Below are 298 nucleotides of genomic sequence, written 5' to 3'. Positions count from 1 at the left end.
CATTCTCGTCTTACTATTATCACTTGTATATTTCATGTATACAAAAATTGTTGCGCATAATAAGAAAGAAGAAACTTTAAAAGCGGCAGCAGAAATGAAGAAACAAGAAGAGTTAAAAAAGAAAGAAGAAAAAAAGAAACAAGAAGTACAGAAGCAAAAACAAAAAGAGCAGGAAGAACAAATGAAGCAAGCGCAAGCAGCGGAGAAACCTGCTGAAGGACCACCTCAAGAAATTAATGAAAACGCTCAATTGGACCAGTATTTACAAAACGCAGGATTTAGCGGGACAGCTGTTATT

At 35.6% G+C, this 298-nt stretch carries 1 pseudogene; it reads left to right on the top strand.

Annotated features, from left to right (window positions below):
* Positions 1–298, top strand: a pseudogene (locus tag MR107_RS30665) (serine hydrolase domain-containing protein); the annotation flags it as partial.

The sequence above is a fragment of the Bacillus cereus group sp. BfR-BA-01441 genome (assembly GCF_022663075.1).
In the GTDB taxonomy this organism is placed as follows: Bacteria; Bacillota; Bacilli; order Bacillales; family Bacillaceae_G; genus Bacillus_A; species Bacillus_A cereus.
This window is presented reverse-complemented; position numbering and strand designations above follow the sequence as displayed.